Below are 17,337 nucleotides of genomic sequence, written 5' to 3' on the forward strand. Positions count from 1 at the left end.
TACTTACGCTGATGCCATCGTCTTCCCGGAGGTCTTAGTCCATGCATTCCCGTCTTCAGGACAGGCGCCGCGTGCGCGTCGGCATCGTCGGCGTCGGCAATTGCGCAAGCTCCTTCGTCCAGGGGCTCACCTATTACCGAAACGCCAAATCGAACGAGCCTGTGCCCGGCCTGATGAACGTCGATCTCGGCGGGTATCACATCAGCGACCTCCAGATCGCGTCAGCTTTCGACGTCAACGCCGGCAAGGTCGGACGCGATGTCGCCGACGCCATCTTTGCCAAGCCGAACAACACGCATCGGTTCTCCGATGTCGAACAGACCGGAGTGATCGTTCAGCGCGGCCCGGTCATGGATGGCATCGGGCACTATCTCGAAGATGATGTTCCGGTCGCCGACGTCCCGGAGGCCGATGTTTCGGAGGTCCTGGCAATGTCACGGACCGACGTGCTGGTGTCGTACCTGCCCGTCGGCTCGCAACGCGCAAGTGAATGGTACGCAGCGCGCGCCATCGAAGCCGGCTGCGGCTACGTTAATTGCATCCCCGTTTTCATCGCTTCCAATCCGGACTGGCGGCAGCGGTTCGAGAATGCAGGCCTTCCGATCATCGGCGACGACATCAAGAGCCAGGTCGGCGCAACCATCCTGCACCGCGTGCTCGCCAATTTGTTTCGCGATCGCGGCGTGCGGCTGGACCGCACCTACCAGCTCAACGTCGGCGGCAATACCGACTTCAAGAACATGCTCGAACGAGAGCGGCTGACCTCGAAGAAGATCTCCAAGACTCAGGCGGTCACCAGCCAGTTCGACGTTCCGATCGATCCCGACAACATCCATGTCGGGCCGAGCGATCACGTGCCCTGGCTGACCGATCGCAAGCTCGCTTTCATCCGCCTCGAAGGCACGACATTCGGCGGCGTGCCGCTGAGCGCCGAAGTCAAGCTCGAAGTGTGGGACTCCCCGAACTCCGCGGGCGTCGTGATCGACGCGGTCCGCTGCGCAAAACTTGCCATGGATCGCGGTCAGGGCGGCGCCCTGACCGGTCCCTCCAGCTATTTCATGAAATCGCCGCCGCAGCAGTTCACCGACGAGGAGGCCGGACGGCGAACGCGCGCCTTCATCGAGGACAAGGTGTATACTTGATGGCGAGGATCATTCATCTCGTGCGTCACGGTCACCATGCTTTGCTCGGCCGCACGCTATGCGGCCGGATGAATGGCGTCACGCTCGACGACATCGGCTGCGAGGAAATGGCGCGCTGTGCAATCACGATCAGCCCGTGGCCAGCCTTGATCCAGTCGAGCCCGCAGCGGCGCTGCATGCAATCAGCCTCCATTCTGGCGGCGCACTTCGGACTGCCGATCGAGATCGTTCCCGCTCTCGACGAACTCGACTATGGCGAATGGAGCGGCCGGTCGTTCGAGGAGCTCCGTCAGGACCCGCAATGGTCGCGCTGGAACAGGCGGCGCGGGACTAGCCGCCCACCCGGGGGCGAGAGCATGCGCTCGCTCCAGAATCGCGTCGTTGGCCATCTGGAGCAGTTGCGCAACGATCATTCTGCGGGCACCGTCATTGCTGTCAGTCATGCCGAGCCGATCCGTGCGGCGCTCTTGCATTACGCGCGCATGCGGCTTGACGACTTTCTCTCGATCGAAATCGACCCATCCAGCATCTCCACTCTCAGCGTGGACAGCCGCGGGTTCAGGATTACCGGGATCAATCAGCGGGTGCCGGCGTGAAGATCGTCATTTTCGGGCTGACCATCTCCTCCTCCTGGGGCAACGGCCACGCGACCCTGTGGCGCGGCCTCTGCAAGCATCTGGCACACCTCGGCCACACTGTCGTCTTCTACGAGCGCGATGTGCCCTATTACGCCGGCGCCCGCGACTTCAATGAGTTGCCGGGCGGCCAGCTGCGGTTGTTTTCGGACTGGGACGAGACCCGCTCCTTCGCTCGCCGCGATGTCGGGGATGCCGATGTCGCGATCGTCACGTCTTATTGTCCCGACGCGATCGCGGCGACCGACCTGATCATGTCGGAAAGACGCGCCGTTCCCGTCTTCTATGATCTGGATACCCCGATCACGCTGGCGCGGCTCATGGAGGGTGGATCCGTTCCGTATATCAGCCCGCGGGGCCTACGGGATTTCGCGCTCGTCCTCAGCTTCACCGGCGGGCCCCGCGTTGCCCACGAATTCCGCGACCGGCTCGGCGCCCGCGACATTCGCCCCCTATACGGCCACGTCGATGTCGATATTCATCGCCCGGTGCCGCCCCGACCGCACTACCGCGCAGATCTCTCTTATCTCGGCACCTATTCCGAAGACCGCCAGCGCGGACTTGAGGCGCTTTTCGTCGAACCGGCACGCGCGCGGCAGGACCTGCGCTTCCTGATCGGCGGGGCGCAGTATCCTGACGACTTCCCATGGTCGCCCAACATCTACTTCGTGCGGCATCTGCCGCCATCGGAGCATGCGCCTTTCTTTGCATCCTCCCGCTTGACCCTCAACGTCACACGCAAAGCCATGGCGGAGATGGGCTGGTGCCCCTCCGGCCGTCTGTTCGAGGCGGCTGCCTGTGGCGTCCCGCTCCTGAGCGACGACTGGCCGGGTATCGAAGAGTTCTTCGCGCCTGGCAGGGAGATCCTGATCGCCCGCGACGCGCAGGACACATTGACGGCATTGGCGATGCCGAGCGCCGAGCTCCAATCTATCGCTAGATGCGCCTATGAACGGACAATGGATCAGCACACATCCGACAAACGCGCACGCGAGCTGGTGTCGCTGCTCGAGCAGGCGGCGTCCAGCGGCACGCATCGCCAGCAATCCGAGGAGGCCTGACCATGTGGGGCATCGTTCCGGCCGCGGGCCGCGGCAGCCGCATCCAACCGCTGGCGTTCTCCAAGGAGCTGCTGCCCGTCGGCAGCCGGCGCGACGACGGCACGGAGCGCCCCTGCGCGGTCTCCGAATATCTCCTGGAGCGCCTCATCCTTGGCGGCGCGGACAAGATCTGCTTCGTCATTTCGCCGGGCAAATCCGACATTCTGGAATATTTCGGCGATCACTACGGCAGCGCTCAGCTCGCCTATGTGGTCCAGCCCGACGCATCCGGCCTGTGCGACGCCGTCTTCCGGGCCGGCACCGTGGTCGGCCATGACGAGCACGTCGTCGTCGGCCTGCCCGATACCGTGTGGTTTCCAAAGGCCGCCTTGCAGGCTCTGCCCGATGCCGACCTCTCCTTCCTGCTCTTCCCGGTCGAGCGCCCGGAATTCTTCGACGCCGTTGTGGTCGAGGGAGACAACGTGCGGGAGATCCAGGTCAAGCAGCCGACCCCAACCTCGCGGTGGATCTGGGGCGCTTTCAGGATGTCGGCCACCGGCTTCCGCGAATTGCATGCGCTCTGGAACGCGCGAGATCGGCGAGACGAATATTTTGGGACTTTGGTCAATGCGTACCTCCAGGCAGGTGGCGTCGGCATCGGGGTCAAGGCCGGGGAGTCCTATGTCGATGTCGGAACCGTCGACGGCTATCGCAAGGCTATGGCTCTTCTCGCGGACAGCGCCGGCGCTGACGGCCGGTCGAGGTCGCGGGTCGGCACCTCGTCGGATGGAGCTCGACCGATCCCCGCGATGGACAACGGAGCGACTGCATGACGAGAGCGCTACTTACGCGCGAGGAAATTCGCAGGCGCGTCGATGCGCTCGGGCCGTGGTTTCACAATCTCGACCTGAATGGCGTGCCGACCGCCCCCGCCCACTTCCTCGGCGACTATCCCAACGTGAAATGGCGGCGCTTTTCCGGAATCATTCCGGACCGCCTCGAAGGCAAGACCGTGCTCGATATCGGCTGCAACGCCGGCTTTTACGCCATGGAGATGAAGCAGCGGGGTGCCGAGCGCGTGCTTGGACTAGATACCGACGAGGAGTATCTGGCGCAGGCGCGCTTCGCCGCCGAAGTGAAAGGCCTCAGGATCGAATTCCGCAAGATGTCGGCCTATGATGTCGGGCACCTCCGCGAGAAGTTCGATCTGGTGATCTTCATGGGCGTGCTCTACCACCTGCGCCATCCGCTTCTGGCGCTGGATCTCATCCACGAGCACGTCGCCAAGGACCTCCTCCTGTTCCAATCGATGCAGCGCGGCGACAGTCACGTCGACGCGATCGAGAAGAACTACGATTTCTGGACCACCGATCAGTTCGATTCCGCCGGCTATCCCAAACTGCACTTCATCGAGCACAAATACGCCGACGACCCCACCAATTGGTGGGTCCCGAACCGGGCCTGCGTCGAGGCCATGCTGCGCAGCGCGGGCTTTGCCATCACTGCGCATCCCGAAGAGGAGGTCTATCTCTGCGAGCGAACGGAGCGCCCCCAGTCCGATGGACCCGTTTATCCTTGCCGGAGCACAAGCCCATGATCGAGGCTGCCAAGATCTGGAACGAGCCGAACAACAAGTCGCATTGGAATCTCCTGATCGATCCGGATTGGGCGATGTTCGCGAACTTGGCCATTGCTGCCGGCAAATCGATCCGCAGTGCGCGGCCCGCATTGCCAATCGTGCTCGGCGGCATCTCGCCGATTGATCCGTCCTTCATGCGCAACATGCAGAGCCGCAGCGTGCTCGACAATTTCGATGCAGTCGCCGTGCATGGCTTTCCGCTCGACTGGAACCTGTGGCAGATCGGCGAGTGGCCGGCCAAGATCGAGGAGATCAAGTCGGTCACCGCCCTGCCCGTCTGGGTGACGGAGGTCGGCGTCTCCTCGTTCGGCGCCGAAGAGGTGCAAGCCTGGGGCCTGTCGCGCACAGCCGAACTCCTGATCGGCCGTGCCCCGCGCATCCATTGGTACAGCCTCTACGACCTTCCCTCCGCCTGGGAAGCAACGACACGGCACAAGGAAGCCGAAGGCTCCTCCTATTACAGGCATTTCCACATGGGCCTGCTGCGCGAGGACGGCACGCCAAAGGCGGCGGCCGATCAGTTTGGCATGTATGCGCCTGCAATGGGTCTGTGCCAGTGGTTCCACTTCGAGGATCATCGCCTCAACGACGCCGTGCACTGGATGCGCCGTCTCGGCGTGACCCATCTCAGGACAGGTCTTTCGTGGGCCGACAGCTTCCGGCCTAATGCGCTCGCATGGTTCGACCGCCAGATGGAGGCGCTGGCGGAATTTCAGGTCACGGTGACGTTCTGCTTCACGCCCGAGCATCGGGGCATCGAGCCGCATCACACCAGCCCGCCACTCGACGTCAATGAGTTTGCGGATTTCTGCGCATTGATGGTCGATCGCTACTGCACGAAGACCGGTGCTGCATCCTCCGCAACGTCCGCCGATCCCCCTATCAGAGAACCGACATGCGTGCCCTGATCCTGGTGATGGACTCCGTCGGCATCGGCGGCGCGCCGGATGCCGCTCGCTATGGCGACGATGGCGCCGACACTGTCGGCCACATCGCCGAAGCCTGCATGGCCGGTCGCGCCGACAGCGCCGCCCGCGAGGGTCCGCTCCGGCTTCCCAATCTCGTCGCGCTCGGCCTCGGCCAGGCCTGCCGCCTCGCCGCGGGGCGCGTGCCGCCGGGGCTGGACGGTCGGGTCGAGCACCGGAAATTTGGGTGCGCAAGCGAGATCTCGAAAGGCAAGGACACCCCGTCAGGCCATTGGGAGATCTCCGGAGTGCCCGTACCGTTCGAATGGGGCTATTTCCCCCGAACGGTGCCCTGCTTCCCCGCGGATCTGACTAAGGCCTTCTGCGAGCAAGCCGGATTGCCCGGCATTCTCGGGGATTGTCACGCCTCCGGCACGGAGATCATCGCCGAGTTCGGCGAGCGCCACATGCGAACGGGAATGCCGATCTGCTACACCTCAGCCGACAGCGTGTTCCAGATCGCAGCGCATGAGGAGACCTTCGGGCTCGAACGTCTGTATGAGATTTGCGCGATCGCAAGGCGGCTGATCGATCCCCTCAACATCGGCCGCGTCATTGCCCGGCCATTCGTCGGCACAAGTGCGAGCGACTTCAAGCGCACCGTACACCGGCGCGACTATTCGGTGCCGCCGCCCGGGCGAACCATCTTAGATCTCGCTGAAAGCGCCGGCCGTGACATCGTGACGATCGGCAAGATCGACGACATCTTCGCTCATCGAGCAACGGGGCGAAACATGCGCGGCGACGGCAATGACGGGTTGTTCGACGCCTCGCTCAAGGGGCTGGCCGGCCTTGCGGATGGAGGAATGCTGTTCGCCAACTTCATCGATTTCGACACCCTCTACGGCCATCGCCGCGACGTCGCGGGCTATGCCGCGGCACTCGAATTCTTCGATGACCGTCTTCCCGAGCTACTGTCGCGTCTGCGGAGCGACGATCTTCTGATCATCACCGCCGACCATGGCTGCGATCCGACCTGGAGCGGCACCGACCACACCCGCGAACAGGTGCCTATCCTGGCCTGGACGACGCAATCATCTGCTCCGATCGGCCGGCGTGCCGGCTTTTCCGATATCGGCGCGACCGCGGCAAGGCACCTGGACCTGCCGGAACCGCTGCACGGCGTGCACTTCTAGCCGCCGGCAGAGCTGCGGATTCACCTAGGTTATTGATCCAGGTTAGAGAAATATTCGTTTGTACAATTTCGAGGAACGAACATTCCTTGCATCGCTTCTGACTCCAAACGTGACTGGCGTGCAGGTCGTCCGACCAGACAGTAAGGCGCGCTTCAGCTCCCATCATCGGTCGATTTCCCAGAGGGATCGATCTTACGGCGGCACGGAGTGGTGCATGACGCGGGTATTAATCACTGGAGGCGCGGGATTCATCGGCTCGCATGCAACCGACATGCTGCTCGCTGCCGGTTATGAGGTCCGGCTGCTCGACAATCTTTCGCCGCAGGTCCACGGCGGCAATCGCCAGCGCCCGTCCTATCTCGCCGATGAGGCCGAGCTCGTCGTTGGCGACGTCACCGACAGCGTTGCGGTCGAACATGCCTTGCGCGGGGCCGACATGGTCCTGCATCTCGCTTCCGCCGTCGGCGTCGGCCAGAGCATGTACGACATCGAGCCTTTTGTGCGGACCAACGAGCTCGGCACAGCGGTGCTGCTCCAGGCGGTGTCGAGGCGCCCGGTCGAACGGCTGGTGGTCGCCTCCTCCATGAGCATCTACGGCGAAGGCCTCTATCGCAGGCCCGATCAAAGCGTCGTCGCCTGCGACGAACGGCCGATCGAGCAGCTGCGCAGAGGGGAATGGGAGTTGCGCGACAGCGCGGGTCACCCACTCGTCCCCGTGGCGACGCCGGAGAACAAGCTGCCGTCACTGAGCTCGGTCTACGCATTGAACAAGTTTGCGCAGGAGCGCATGTGCCTGATTACAGGCAAGGCTTACGGCATCCCGACCCTGGCGCTGCGCTTCTTCAACGTGTTCGGTCCCCGCCAGGCTCTGTCAAATCCCTATACCGGCGTACTCGCGATTTTCGCCGCGCGGCTCCTCAACGGTCGGCCGCCGCTTGTTTTCGAGGACGGCGAGCAACGACGCGACTTTGTTCACGTGCACGACGTCGCCCGCGCCTGTCGCATCGCCCTGGAAGTGGAGCAGACGCAGGACGTCTTCAACGTGGGCTCGGGCCAAAGCCGGACCATTCTGTCCGTCGCCGAGGACCTCGCCGAGGTCATGGGCCGGAGCGACATCGCGCCCGAGATCACGCGGAAATACCGCGCCGGCGACATCAGGCACTGCTTCGCAGATATCGGCAAATCGCGCGACCTTCTCGGCTTCGAGCCGCATGTGGCTTTCAGGGACGGCCTGGAGGAGCTCGCGGAATATCTCGCAGACCAGATCGCCGACGACCAGGCCGAGCGGGCGACCCAGGAGCTGCTGCAACGAGGATTGGTTGCGTGATGAATGAGCGAGACAACAGGCCGGTTCTGATCACAGGCGGCTGCGGCTTCATCGGTTGCAATCTTGCCGACCGGCTGGCGGAGCGCGGCGAGCGCGTACTGGTGCTGGACAATCTGGCCCGCGCCGGCGTGCGCGAGAACGCGCAATGGCTGAAATCCAGGCATCGCGACCTCATCACCATCGCGGTGGCCGACATTCGTGAGCCGATCCCGGTGATCGATGCCGTACGTGAGGCCCGCGCGGTGCTGCATTTGGCGGCTCAGGTCGCCGTCACGGGCAGCGTGAGCGATCCCGCCGCCGATTTCGAGATCAACGCGCGCGGGACCCTGAACGTGCTTGAAGCGGTTCGGCTGCACAACAGCACCGCTCCGGTCGTGTTCGCCTCCACCAACAAGGTCTATGGCCGCCTGATCGAGGACAGCGAGATCGCACTCACCGGCCGCCGTTATACGCCCACCAGCGACTTGCTGGCCGAAGGCATCTCCGAGAACGCTGCGCTCGATTTCTACAGCCCCTATGGCTGTTCCAAAGGGACGGCGGATCAGTACGTCCACGATTATGCGCGGGTTTACGGGCTACAGACCGTGGTGCTGCGCATGAGCTGCATCTATGGGCCGCGCCAGTTCGGCACCGAGGACCAGGGCTGGATCGCACATTTCCTGCTGAGCGCGATCCGCGGCAAACCACTGACGATCTACGGCGACGGTTATCAGGTCCGCGACGCGCTGCATGTGTCGGATGCAGCTTCTGCCTGGCTCGCGGTACTCGACCGGATCTCGCTGGCGCGTGGACGCGTGTTCAATCTCGGCGGCGGACCAGCCAATGCGATCAGCCTCCGGGAATTGATCGACCACATTGCCGAACTGACGGGCCATCAGGTCACATACCGCTTTGCCGATTGGCGTCCGGGCGATCAGCCTTGGTACGTCACCGACACCCGGGCGCTGTCTACCGCCCTCGGATGGGCACCGCAGGTCTCGGTCGCCGACGGCCTTCGCTCGCTTCACGCCTGGCTGGACAGCCGCTTCGGAACAACTCGGGGCAACCGCGAGGCTCTCGCATGACACGCGTCGCCCTGATCAATCCGAAATGGGATTTTGGCGGCAGCATCTATTTCGGCTGCCGGTCCCCCCACCTTCCGCTCGAGCTCGGCATCGCCGAGCATTATTTGAAAGCGGCCGGGCACCGGACGCTGCTGCTCGATGCGCACATGTTCGATCTGACATTGCGGGACGTCGAGGCTGAGCTGCGCGCCTTCAAGCCTGACCTGATTGTCATCACGACGGCACCGACCTACCTGTTCTGGCGCTGCGCACCGCCGGAGCTGCGGGTTCCGCAGGAGCTTGCACTGGCGGTACGGGATCTTGCACCGGTCTTGGTCGCCGTCGGCCCGCACGGCTCGACCACGCCGCGAGCGGCCCTGAGGAAGCTCGCGGTCGATATCATCGTCATGGGTGAATGCGAAGCATCTTTGCTGCGGCTGGCCAACGGGGAGCGGGACTTCCCCGGCCTGTGCTTGGCGGACGGCGCCTCGGTCCGGGTCAATGGCGGCCCGCAGGCGGTCGACTTCAAGGATCAGCCAGCGCTCGACTGGCCGGACGAGATGATCCGGCGGCATCGTCACCACCATCATCGCTTCGAGGCCGAACCGATGGGCCCCGGCGCGGAGGTCGAGGCGTCGCGCGGATGCCCCTATAATTGCACGTTCTGCGCCAAGGAGAATTTCCGCAACGCCTACCGCAAACGGCCGCCCTCGATCATTCTCGACGAAATTGATCGACTGCGCGGCCAAGGCGTCGAATATGTCTACTTCATCGACGAAATCTTCCTTCCGAATCCAGAACTTCTGGAAGGGCTGAGTACGCGCGGCCTCAAATTCGGTGTCCAGACCCGCATTGATCTCTGGAAGCCGGACATGCTCGCTTTGCTGGGTCGCGCTGGCTGCGTCTCGATCGAGGCTGGCATCGAAAGTCTCACCGTCGAGGGCCGCGCGGCACTCGCCAAGAACTGCAAGATGACCACCGACCAGCTCGCTGACCGCCTGGTCGAAGCCCGACGCTACGTCCCCTTCGTGCAGGCCAATCTGATCGAGGTCCCCGAGGACGACGATCCCGTAGTGCAGCGCTGGCGCCGCAAGATGCAGGATGCCGGCATCTGGGCGAACGACCCGGTCCCGCTCTATCCCTACCCCGGCTCGCCGGACTACCGAAAGCTGTGGGGCGAGGCTGACGATTTCGCCTGGGAGCGCGCGCATCGGCACTATCTCGGGATGTTCGACCAGTTCAGTGACGTGCAGAACGATCGGCCGGTCCCGCTCGACGCCCTCGAACATCCGGTTGCGCCATGAGCCGCGGTTCGGACATCGGAATCCTGATGACGACCGACACTGTCGGTGGCGTGTGGACCTATTCCTGCGCTCTCGCCTCGAGCCTTGCCGCCGCGGGCGCCCACGTGACGCTGGCGACGATGGGTCCATCCGCGCGCGCCGACCAGCGCGAGATGCTGCACGGCTCGGAGGTCCGCCTCATCGAAACCGACCTCGCTTTGGAATGGCAGGACCCGGAAGGGCGTGACCTCCTCAATGCCAGGCGTGTCCTTCTAGGGCTCGAAGCACGGTTCAGGCCGGACATCGTCCACCTCAACAGTTTCCGCGAGGCAACCCTGTCGTGGCGTGCGCCAACCGTTCTCGTGGCGCACTCCTGCGTCAACTCATGGGCGCTGGCCTGTCGGGATACGGCCTGGCTCGGCGAGCCCCGTTGGGCGCGTTATACGGAACGGGTGGCGGCGGCGCTCAACAGCACGCAGGCTTGGGTCTGCCCGAGCCGGTCGTTCCACGATGAGATCGTGGAGATCTATCGGCCACGGTCTCCCGGCACCGTGATCTGGAACGGGATTGTTGCTGGAGACCTCTCAACTCGAAAGCAGGAGCTGATCTTCGGGGCCGGCCGGCTGTGGGATCACGCCAAGAACATCGGAGTGTTGGCTGCGGCTGCACCGGATCTGGATTGGCCGGTTCAGGTCGCAGGACCCGCTGAAGCAGATCCGTCCGTGGGCGTCACTTGGCTTGGGCAATTGCCGCACAGCGCCTTGCGCGGACATCTCCAGTGCGCGGCGATCTTTGCAAGCCCAGCACTTTATGAGCCGTTCGGCCTCTCCGTTTTGGAGGCAGCCGCCGCCGGCTGCGCCCTCGTGCTGTCGGACATCCCGACGTTCCGGGAATTGTGGGGCGGAGCCGCGCTGTTTTTCGATCCCTGCGATAGTCAGGCGTTGCACCGAGCTCTCGCAGAACTTTGTGCGGACGATCTCGGAAGAGAACGGCTGCAACGCGCCGCCTACGAGCGTTCCCTGACCTATTCGCTGTCGCGCACGACCGGCGCTTATCTGAAGCTCTACAAAGGGCTGCTCGCTGCCAACCGCACGACACCTCAAGCCGGCCAGATCGAGGTGCGGGCATGAAATGCGTCCTGTTCTACCACGCATTCACCTCCTGCTGGAACAATGGCAACGCTCATTTCCTGCGCGGCTACGCCCGCGAGCTGCATGCGCTTGGTCACGAGGTCGTCGTTTTCGAGCCGATCGACGGCTGGAGTCGGTTGAATGCCATCCGCGAGAGCGGCAGCGAGGTCCTGCAAGACATCGGACAGCTCTTCCCAGGTATTTCCATTCGTCGCTATGATGCCTCGCTCGATTTCGACGAAGCGCTCGATGGCGCCGATCTCGTCGTCGTGCATGAATGGAACTCGCCCGATGTGATCGAGCAGATCGGGCACAGGCGCGCGCACGGCGCTCCCTTCACATTGTTGTTCCACGATACCCATCATCGTGCGATTACGGCGCCGGACGAACTTGCACAGTTTGACCTCGACGCATTCGACGGCGTGCTCGCCTTCGGCGAGGTGCTTCGCCAGATCTACGTGAAGCTCGGCTGGGCCGACCGGGCCTATACCTGGCACGAAGCCGCCGACGTCGCCTTGTACCACCCGCTGCCGAATGTCGAACCTACCGACGATCTGGTCTGGATCGGCAATTGGGGCGACGGCGAACGCAGCACTGAGCTCAACGAATTCCTGGTCGAGCCTGTTGCCGAACTGAATTTGCGCGCGAGCGTCTATGGCGTGCGTTACTCGGATGCCGCCCTCCAGACCATCCGGGCCACAGGTATCCGCCACGGCGGCTGGCTGCCTGCGCATTGGGCTCCGGTGGCATTCGCCGGCGCGCGCGCGACCATTCACGTCCCGCGCGGGCCCTATGTACGGTCGCTTCCGGGCATCCCTACCATCCGTGTGTTCGAGGCCCTCGCCTGCGGCATTCCTCTGCTCTCGGCGCCCTGGTCCGATGCGGAAAGCCTGTTTCCGGACGGCGCTTATCTCCAGGTGGCCAACGGCGCGGAGATGAAGCGCGCGCTCCGCGCCGTTCTCGACGATCGGGAGCTGTCTTCGGCGATGGTGGAGACCGGCCTTCGGACAATTCAGGAGCGCCATACCTGCTGTCATCGCGCACAACAGCTTGTGGGCATCGTGGAGGCCGTTCGTGCCTCCGATAGCTCGTCACAGCCGCTGCATTACATCGGAGCCTCCGCATGAAGATCTGCTTCTTCGGATCCAGCCTTGTCTCGTCCTACTGGAACGGCGCCGCCACCTATTATCGCGGCATGCTCAAGCAGATTGCGGCGCTCGGACACGACGTCACCTTCTTCGAGCCTGACGCCTTCGAGCGGCAGGCCCACCGCGACATCGACGACCCCGACTGGGCCAGGGTCGTCGTCTACCCCGCGACCGCCGACGGCTGGCGCGGCTCGCTCGATGCGGCCGCGCGATCGGCCGACATGCTGATCAAGGCCAGTGGCGTCGGCGTCTTCGATCAGGAGCTGGAGACCGCCGTTGCTGCCTTACCCTCCCGAACCATGCGCATTTACTGGGATGTCGATGCTCCCGCCACGCTCGAAGCGATGACAAACGATCCGGAGCATCATCTGCGCCGTGCAATTCCATCCTACGATATGGTCTTGACCTACGGGGGCGGCGATGGCGTCGTATCGGCCTACCGCGCTATTGGTGCGCGAGACTGCGTTCCGATCTACAACGCCCTCGACCCCGAAACGCATTTTCCATCGCCGCCCAAGCCGGACTTCACCTGCGATCTCAGCCTGCTGGCAAATCGCCTGCCTGATCGCGAGCAGCGCGTCGAGCACTTCTTCCTCGACATCGCGCGCCAGTTGCCGGACAAGACGTTCGTTCTCGGCGGCTCCGGCTGGGAGACCAAGGATACGTCCCGCAACCTCCGAAAGGTCGGGCATGTCGGCACCGGCGAGCACAACGCATTCTTCGGCTCCGGTCTTGCCACGCTCAATGTCAATCGCGACAGCATGGCGCGCTACGGATTCTCGCCGCCGACGCGGATATTCGAGGCGATCGGCGCAGGCGCCTGCTTGATCACCGATCAATGGGTCGGCATCGACCATTTCCTCGAGCCGGATCGCGAAGTGCTGGTAGCCGCGAATGGAGCCGAGATTGCCGGCCATCTCGGCGCCCTCAGCCCTGATCGGGCCGCCGCGATCGCCAGCCGTGCCCGCGCGCACATTCTCAGCCAACACACCTACCGGCACCGCGCCCGCCAATTCAACGATCTCTTCGTCGGAAGCAGCTCGCACATCGAGGCAGCAGAATGAACCTTAGCATCGTCGTCGTCGGTCTTTCGGTCACGTCATCATGGGGCAATGGTCACGCCACGACCTATCGCGCCCTGATCGAGGCCCTCGCGCGACGAGGCCACCATGTCACCTTCCTGGAGCGCGACGTCGCCTGGTATCGCGAGCATCGCGACCTCACCAAGCCGTCGTCGTGGACTGTCGAGCTCTATCAGTCGCTGAAGGATATCCCTCGCCGCTTCGGAAAGCTGATCCGGGACGCCGACCTCGTCATCATCGGCTCCTATGTGCCCGACGGTATCGCCATCTCCGAATGGATCATGAGCCAGGCGCGAGGGATCACCGCCTTCTATGACATCGACACGCCGGTGACGCTGGCGAGACTCGACAGGGGCCTCGACTATCTCTCCGCTGCGATGATCCCGCGTTTTGACCTCTATCTATCATTCGCCGGTGGCCCGGTGCCCGACATGATCGAGGCGCGTTACGGCAGCCCGATGGCACGGGTTCTCTATTGCAGCGCCGACGCGGACGCCTACGTGCCGCAACAGGCCCAGACGAAATGGGCGCTTGGCTATCTCGGGACTTATAGCGAGGACCGGCAGCCCGTCCTTGAACAATTGCTGTTGTCCCCGGCGCGGATGCTGCCGTCCGAACAATTCGCCGTCGCGGGCGCGCAATATCCTGAACATATCGCCTGGCCCGACAATGTCATGCGGATCGAGCACCTCGCGCCAAAGCAGCACCCGATGTTTTACGCGGAGCAGCGGTTCGCCCTGAATGCGACCCGCGCCGACATGCGCGCGTTGGGCTTCTCGCCGAGCGTTCGGCTGTTCGAAGCTGCCGCCTGCGGCACGCCCGTGATTTCCGACCGATGGCCGGGGATCGAGACCATCTTCGAGCCGTCGCGGGAAATCTTGCTGGCCTCAACGGCGCGCGACGTCATCGAGATCCTGCGCGACATGCCCGAGGAACGTCGACGCACCATCGCCGAGAGCGCGCGCCGCCGCGTTCTGACCGATCACACCTCCGACCATCGGGCCCGCCAGTTGGAGCTCTACTGCGCCGAAGCAACCGCGCGCCGCCGCCGCAAATCGGCGCGGCTACCGGCTGGCCGACCGGTTCAAGTCGCCGAACTCTGAGGGAGCTTGCCATGACACTCCAGACCCGCATTCCCACGCTCCGTCGCTCGCCGACAGTGCTCATCGCCGGCGGCGCCGGCTTCATCGGCTCTCATCTCTGCGATTCGCTTCTGCAACGCGGCAACAGGGTGATCTGCCTCGACAACCTGTTCACGGGCACAATCGACAATATCAGGCCGCTGCTGAACCATCCGAACTTTCGCTTCATCGAGCATGATGTGCGCGAGGAGATCGAGATCGACGACGAGATCGACCGGATCTACAGTCTCGCCTGCCCCGCCTCACCCCGGCATTACCAGAAGGATCCGGTCGGCACGATGAAGACATGCGTGCTCGGCACCATCAATTTGCTCGAGCTCGCCCGCCGCAAGGGCGCCCGGGTCCTGCAGGCCTCGACGAGCGAAGTCTACGGCGATCCGGAGGTGCATCCACAGCCGGAATCCTATCTCGGCAACGTCAACCCGATCGGGCCGCGGGCCTGCTACGACGAGGGCAAACGCGCCGCCGAGACGCTGATGTTCGACTACCACCGCACGCACGGAACCGAGATCAAGGTCGCGCGCATCTTCAACACCTATGGCCCGCGCATGCTGGAGAACGATGGCCGTGTCGTCTCCAATTTCATCGTGCAGGCGCTGCGCGGCGAGCCGATCACGATCTATGGCGGCGGCACGCAGACAAGGAGCTTCTGCTTCGTCGACGATCTGGTGCGGGGCCTTCAGCTGCTGATGGAAAGCCCGGCCTCGGTGACCGGCCCCTGCAACCTCGGCAATCCGCACGAGGTCACGATCGAGGCCATAGCCCGGGAGGTCCTGACGTACACAGAATCGGCCTCCCCACTCCGCTTCGTGGCACTGCCGAAGGACGATCCGAAGCGTCGCAAGCCGGTCATCGACACCGCCGCGCGACTTCTGGGATGGCGTCCGCGCGTCGCGCTGAAGGACGGTCTTCAGGCGACGATCGCCTATTTCGCGTTGCGCATCGCGGATGAGTCACCGACGCTGGTGCCGGCTCTTGCACGGCGAAGGAGAGGTCCGACGCGCGACCTCCTTAAGATCGCGGATTAAGATCAACGCGCTTCTCGTTGGATCGGATCGCGTTGATAAGCGACATCCGCTCAGCCCATCAAAGTCTAGTATCCACGCGAAACAGCCGAGCTGGGGGCGAAGCCATGGAATCGTGGGCGCATCAGGCCTCGAATCTGGGACGCGCTGATTAAGAGATAGCAACGGGTTGAAGACCATCAATGACTTGCCGATCGCGTCCCAGGGATTGTCTGGCAGAAGATGGGCATAGCCGCACATTCATACCAGTGTTAGTCCGATCGGCCAGAAACTATTCTGGAGGTTGTTCGATACGGACACTGGGTGATTCAGAGCGCGTTTGCAGGCGTCTTGCGCTTCTCTAATCGTGGTCGAAGAGCTGGTTCGGAGAGCGTTCCCTGGCGAGGACACTCTTCTGCCCTCGCGCAGCCTGCTCGCGACAAGGTTGATGCGATCGGTGTGATGTCCGCGGCGGCCTTGCCTAGCGCCAGCTGAAGCCAGAGGCATAGGATCTCCGCTACAGCGTGCGGCTGTGGGTCCTGCGCATGCTCACCATCCATCATAGGAACCATATCTGTGGCGGCCAGTTGGCTTGCCGTTGAGCTGTCATTCTGCAGAGCAGCTCGACAAACCGGCATGAGTCCTAGGCCGAGCATCCGTCGGGGACCAATCCCATGATGGACCACGCGACCAGAGTTGGTAATCGGTTGTTAGCAGCGTTGCCGCCAGCAGATTTTGCTTTGCTTGCGCCTCATTTGCGGAAAGTCGAGATCGAGCGCGATTCCGTGCTGGCCCGATCGGGCGACCGGGTCGAACATCTTCTCTTCCCCCTGAGCGGCGCGATCGCCGCTATCATGGCGCTGCCGAACGGCCAGACAGTTGCCACAGCGATCATCGGCCACGAGGGGGCTGTGGGCCTGACGTCAGCGCTTGGCGCATCCAATTCGCCCGCGACGGCAGTCGTTCGCATACCTGGGTTCGCGCTGCAGATCTCGCCGGTGCAATTTCTGGCAGCGCAACATCGCAGCCCTCCAATCACATCCATGGTGCAGGTCTTCACGAGATCGTTGTTGACGCAGCTTCAGCACGTAGCCGCCTGCAATGCACTGCATTCCGTCGAAGCCCGCCTGGCGCGCTGGCTGCTTCACATTCACGACCGGTCGAATGGAGGCGATCTCCTCCCGTTGACCCAGGAAACATTGTCGGAATTGCTGGGCGTCCGCCGCACCACCGTCACACATGTCGTAAGCACAATGCGCGCGTCAAGAGCGCTGAAATCCAATCGGCGCGGCCAGCTCGAGATTGATCGGCCGCGGCTCGAAGCCGTGGCATGCGAGTGCTACAAGGTCATGAGCCGCAAAATCGATCGGATAGTTTCGCAGGGCGCGGTCGGACTCGTTCATGGGGGGCCAGCGCGACGGGCCTCCCACTTGCCCGGTAGCCGAATAGCCGGGACAAGCTCGTAGAGCCGGTTCGCTTTCGCGAACCGGTCCCGTGTACCTTCGCAATTTTGGCAAAAGTGCGCGGGACTCTGTCGTTGCAAACGCCCAATCCTGCGCGCAAGCGAGCTCAGAACCTTGGCGGCTTAGGGTCCGAGCCCTCGGCCGAAGCCAACCATAGC

At 63.5% G+C, this 17,337-nt stretch carries 16 protein-coding genes; all 16 read left to right on the forward strand.

Annotation, left to right across the window (positions count from 1 at the left end):
• The first annotated feature begins 41 nt into the window (after nt 1-41).
• The 16 genes from IVA98_RS07445 (at nt 42) to IVA98_RS07520 (ending at nt 17,182) form a co-directional block, all read left to right on the forward strand.
• Complete coding sequence (locus IVA98_RS07445; protein ID WP_247302259.1) at nt 42-1,142, forward strand: inositol-3-phosphate synthase; 1,101 nt, start codon at nt 42-44, stop codon at nt 1,140-1,142.
• Complete coding sequence (locus IVA98_RS07450) at nt 1,142-1,738, forward strand: histidine phosphatase family protein (RefSeq protein WP_247302260.1); 597 nt, start codon at nt 1,142-1,144, stop codon at nt 1,736-1,738. Before IVA98_RS07445 ends, IVA98_RS07450 begins: the two co-directional genes overlap by 1 nt.
• Nucleotides 1,735-2,838, forward strand: a complete 1,104-nt coding sequence (locus IVA98_RS07455; protein WP_247302262.1) for a CgeB family protein — start codon at nt 1,735-1,737, stop codon at nt 2,836-2,838. Before IVA98_RS07450 ends, IVA98_RS07455 begins: the two co-directional genes overlap by 4 nt.
• A 2-nt stretch (nt 2,839-2,840) precedes the next feature.
• Nucleotides 2,841-3,650, forward strand: a complete 810-nt coding sequence (locus IVA98_RS07460) for a sugar phosphate nucleotidyltransferase (RefSeq protein ID WP_247302264.1) — start codon at nt 2,841-2,843, stop codon at nt 3,648-3,650.
• Nucleotides 3,647-4,414, forward strand: coding sequence for a TIGR04290 family methyltransferase (locus tag IVA98_RS07465; protein ID WP_247302273.1), 768 nt, complete (start codon nt 3,647-3,649; stop codon nt 4,412-4,414). Before IVA98_RS07460 ends, IVA98_RS07465 begins: the two co-directional genes overlap by 4 nt.
• Nucleotides 4,411-5,364 carry a glycoside hydrolase 5 family protein gene (locus IVA98_RS07470; RefSeq protein ID WP_247302275.1) on the forward strand — a complete coding sequence of 318 codons (954 nt, stop codon included), beginning with the start codon at nt 4,411-4,413 and terminating at the stop codon, nt 5,362-5,364. The genes IVA98_RS07465 and IVA98_RS07470 overlap by 4 nt, the downstream gene beginning before the upstream one ends.
• Nucleotides 5,352-6,557, forward strand: coding sequence for a phosphopentomutase (locus tag IVA98_RS07475; protein WP_247302277.1), 1,206 nt, complete (start codon nt 5,352-5,354; stop codon nt 6,555-6,557). The genes IVA98_RS07470 and IVA98_RS07475 overlap by 13 nt, the downstream gene beginning before the upstream one ends.
• 214 nt (nt 6,558-6,771) lie before the next feature.
• A complete protein-coding gene (locus IVA98_RS07480) occupies nt 6,772-7,884 on the forward strand; it encodes an NAD-dependent epimerase/dehydratase family protein (protein ID WP_247302279.1) in 1,113 nt (370 codons plus the stop codon).
• Nucleotides 7,884-8,948 (forward strand): NAD-dependent epimerase/dehydratase family protein, encoded by a 1,065-nt coding sequence (locus IVA98_RS07485; RefSeq protein WP_247302281.1) that lies wholly within the window; start codon nt 7,884-7,886, stop codon nt 8,946-8,948. Before IVA98_RS07480 ends, IVA98_RS07485 begins: the two co-directional genes overlap by 1 nt.
• The gene (locus tag IVA98_RS07490; RefSeq protein WP_247354585.1) at nt 8,945-10,231 is read left to right on the forward strand and encodes a TIGR04295 family B12-binding domain-containing radical SAM protein; all 1,287 of its coding nucleotides are present in this window, start codon (nt 8,945-8,947) and stop codon (nt 10,229-10,231) included. The genes IVA98_RS07485 and IVA98_RS07490 overlap by 4 nt, the downstream gene beginning before the upstream one ends.
• Nucleotides 10,228-11,340 carry a glycosyltransferase family 4 protein gene (locus IVA98_RS07495; protein WP_524536348.1) on the forward strand — a complete coding sequence of 371 codons (1,113 nt, stop codon included), beginning with the start codon at nt 10,228-10,230 and terminating at the stop codon, nt 11,338-11,340. The genes IVA98_RS07490 and IVA98_RS07495 overlap by 4 nt, the downstream gene beginning before the upstream one ends.
• Nucleotides 11,337-12,467 (forward strand): CgeB family protein, encoded by a 1,131-nt coding sequence (locus IVA98_RS07500; RefSeq protein WP_247354586.1) that lies wholly within the window; start codon nt 11,337-11,339, stop codon nt 12,465-12,467. Before IVA98_RS07495 ends, IVA98_RS07500 begins: the two co-directional genes overlap by 4 nt.
• Complete coding sequence (locus IVA98_RS07505) at nt 12,464-13,552, forward strand: CgeB family protein (protein WP_247302289.1); 1,089 nt, start codon at nt 12,464-12,466, stop codon at nt 13,550-13,552. The genes IVA98_RS07500 and IVA98_RS07505 overlap by 4 nt, the downstream gene beginning before the upstream one ends.
• Entirely contained in the window at nt 13,549-14,673 is a 1,125-nt protein-coding gene (locus IVA98_RS07510; protein WP_247302290.1) for a CgeB family protein, read from the forward strand. The genes IVA98_RS07505 and IVA98_RS07510 overlap by 4 nt, the downstream gene beginning before the upstream one ends.
• Nucleotides 14,674-14,684: 11 nt before the next feature.
• The gene (locus IVA98_RS07515; protein ID WP_247302292.1) at nt 14,685-15,740 is read left to right on the forward strand and encodes a UDP-glucuronic acid decarboxylase family protein; all 1,056 of its coding nucleotides are present in this window, start codon (nt 14,685-14,687) and stop codon (nt 15,738-15,740) included.
• Between the two features lie 650 nt (nt 15,741-16,390).
• Nucleotides 16,391-17,182: a Crp/Fnr family transcriptional regulator gene (locus IVA98_RS07520; protein ID WP_247298845.1), complete on the forward strand. Its 792-nt coding sequence runs from the start codon at nt 16,391-16,393 to the stop codon at nt 17,180-17,182.
• The last annotated feature ends 155 nt before the right edge of the window (nt 17,183-17,337 follow it).

This window comes from Bradyrhizobium sp. 160 (assembly GCF_023073735.1).
Classification (GTDB): Bacteria; Pseudomonadota; Alphaproteobacteria; order Rhizobiales; family Xanthobacteraceae; genus Bradyrhizobium.